This is a genomic window from Longimicrobium sp. (assembly GCF_036280135.1).
GTDB lineage: Bacteria > Gemmatimonadota > Gemmatimonadetes > Longimicrobiales > Longimicrobiaceae > Longimicrobium.
In genome coordinates, this window is the sequence record NZ_DASURI010000457.1 from 1 (window position 1) to 2,770 (window position 2,770).

Below are 2,770 nucleotides of genomic sequence, written 5' to 3' on the forward strand. Positions count from 1 at the left end.
GGCGGCCGGGGACCGGGATGCCGGACACGGGAGCCGCGGCCCGGCGCCGTCCCTCTGCGGCCAGCACCCGTCCACCTTGCGCCCGTTTCGGGAACGGAACGCCCGGGGCCGGGGATCGTGGCGGGCCCGCGGAGCGCGCCCGCCTCCCCCGGGAACCCCGGGAGAGGCGTGACGGCGCCGGCGCGCACCCGGGGATGCGCGCCGCCGGCGGATCAGGAGAGGGGCGGGTCGCCCAGCAGCGCGGCCAGCGCCGCGATCTCCTCCGGATCGAACTGGGCCAGCTGGGCGTCGACGACCACCTGCGCGAGGTCCTCGAGCACGGGCCGGGTGAACAGCTCGCTCAGGGGGAGGTCCACCTCCAGCCCCTGGCGCACCCGCGAGACCACCTGCACCGCCAGGAGCGAGTGTCCGCCCAGGTCGAAGAAGTTGTCCCGGCGGCCCACCCGCTCCACGCGCAGCACCTCGGCCCAGATGGCGGCCAGCGCCTCCTCGGTCTCGTTGGCCGGCGGCTCGTACGCCCGCGACGCGTACGCCTCGGCGTCCGGCTCGGGGAGCGCCGCGCGGTCCAGCTTGATGCTGGGGGTGAGGGGAAAGCTCTCCATCCGCACGAACGCGGCGGGGACCATGTAGTCCGGGAGCCGCTCGGCCAGGTGCGCCCGCAGCGCCCCCGCGTCGACGGATTCGTCGCCCGTGTACCAGGCGATGAGCCGGTTGCCGCCGTGGGCGTCGGGGCGGGCCAGCACGGCCGCCCCGGTCACGCCGGGGTGCTCGCGGAGGCGCGCCTCGATCTCGCCCAGCTCGATGCGGAAGCCGCGCACCTTGACCTGGAAGTCGTTGCGCCCCAGAAACTCGATCATCCCGTCCGCCAGCCGGCGGCCCAGGTCGCCCGTGCGGTACAGCCGCGCGCCCGGCTCGCCGAACGGGTCGGGGACGAAGCGCTCGGCCGTGAGCCCCGGGCGGTCCAGGTAGCCCCGCCCCACGCTGTGGCCCCCCACGTACATCTCGCCCACCACCCCCACGGGGACGGGGTCGCCGGCGGGGTCCAGCAGGTACATCCGCGAGTTGGCGGTGGGCCGGCCGATGGGCACCACCCGGCGCGCCTGCGCGGGGCCCAGGTCGGGCGCCATCATGGGCGTGGCCGCCTCGGAGGGCCCGTACAGGTGGTGCAGCGCCGTCCCTGGCAGCCGCTCCAGGAACCGGGTGAGCCCGGTGCCGGGGAACGACTCGCCGCCCACCAGCATCTGCCGCAGCCCCGCGGCCAGCGGCAGCCGCGGGCTCTCCAGCATCACCAGCAGCAGGGAGCCGTTCAGGTTCACCAGGGTGATGCTGTCGTCGTGGATGGCCTGCAGCAGGTAGTCGGGGTCCTTGTGGCCGCCGGGACGCGCCATCACCGCCCGCGCGCCCACGGTCCAGGGAAGGAACAGCTCGCGGATGTGCCCGTCGAAGCTCAGCGACGTCTTGCACAGCACCACGTCGTCGGGCCCCAGCCCCCAGGCGCGGGCCCCCCAGGCCAGCCGGTTCACCAGGCAGCGGTGGTGGTTCATCACCCCCTTGGGGCGCCCCGTGCTGCCGGAGGTGTAGATGACGTAGGCCAGGTGCTCGGGATGGACGTCCGCCCGCGCCGGGTTGGTGTCCGGCCGGTGCGCCCACGCGTCCGCGTCGGTCTCGAACCGGATCACGGGGATCCCGCTCTCCCCCACCAGCCCGGCCACGAGCGCGTCGGGCACGCCGTACGCCAGCACGGCCGCGGGGGCGGCGTCCTCGACCATGTAGCGCAGCCGGTCGGCGGGGTAGTCGGGGTCCAGGGGCACGTAGGCGCCGCCGGCCTTGAGGACGGCCAGCAGCCCCACCCCCATCTCGGCCCCCCGCTCCATGCACACCCCCACCCGCACGTCGGGGCCCACGCCCAGGCCCACCAGGTGATGGGCCAGGCGGTTGGCCCGGGCGTTGAGCTCCCCGAGGGTCACCGTCTCCTCCCCGGACACCACGGCCACCGCGTGCGGCGTGCGCTCCGCCTGCGCCTCGACGAGCGCGTGCACGCAGGCCCCGGCCGGGTAGTCCGCGTCCGTGCGGTTCCACGCCTCCAGCACCCGGGCGCGCTCCTCCGCGGGCAGCATCCGCAGCCGCGCCACGGGCCGGTCCTCGTGGGCCACCATCTCCGCCAGCACCTGCCGCAGGTAGCCCATCCACCGCTCCACGGTCTCCCGCTCCAGGAGCGACGTGGCGTACGTGAGCCACCCCGCGATGCGGTTCCCCGTGGCCTGCAGGGAGAGCGACAGGTCGAACTTGGCCTGCACGCCCCGGGCGTCCCCGCCGGCGCCGGCCACGGCGTCCACGCTCAGCCCCGGCAGCCGCAGGTCCCCGCGGGGGGTGTTCTGCCAGGTGAACATCACCTGGAAGAGCGGATGGTGGGCCATGGTGCGCACCGGGTCCAGCAGCTCCACCACCTGCTCGAAGGGGATGTCCTGGTGGTGCTGCGCCTCCAGCGCCCGCTGCTTGACGCGCCCCAGCAGCTCCGCCACGGTGGGCGCGCCCGACAGGTCCACGCGCAGGGCCAGCGTGTTCACGAAGAAGCCGATGAGCCGCTCCAGCTCCCGCCGGCCCCGCCCGGCCGCCGGCGTGCCCACCACCACGTCCTCCTGGCCGGAGAGCCGGCCCAGCACCACGGCCCACCCGGCCAGCAGGGTCATGAACAGCGTGGTGCCGTGCCGCCGGGACAGGGCCTTGAGCCCCGCCGTGAGCGTCTCGTCCAGCGACACCAGGAGCTGCG

The 2,770-nt window shown here is 75.3% G+C and carries 1 protein-coding gene; it reads right to left on the reverse strand.

The window, feature by feature from the left end:
- Positions 1-212 precede the first annotated feature (212 nt).
- On the reverse strand, positions 213-2,770 hold a 2,558-nt coding region (locus VFZ20_RS14750; RefSeq protein ID WP_329684666.1), incomplete at its 5' end, for an amino acid adenylation domain-containing protein.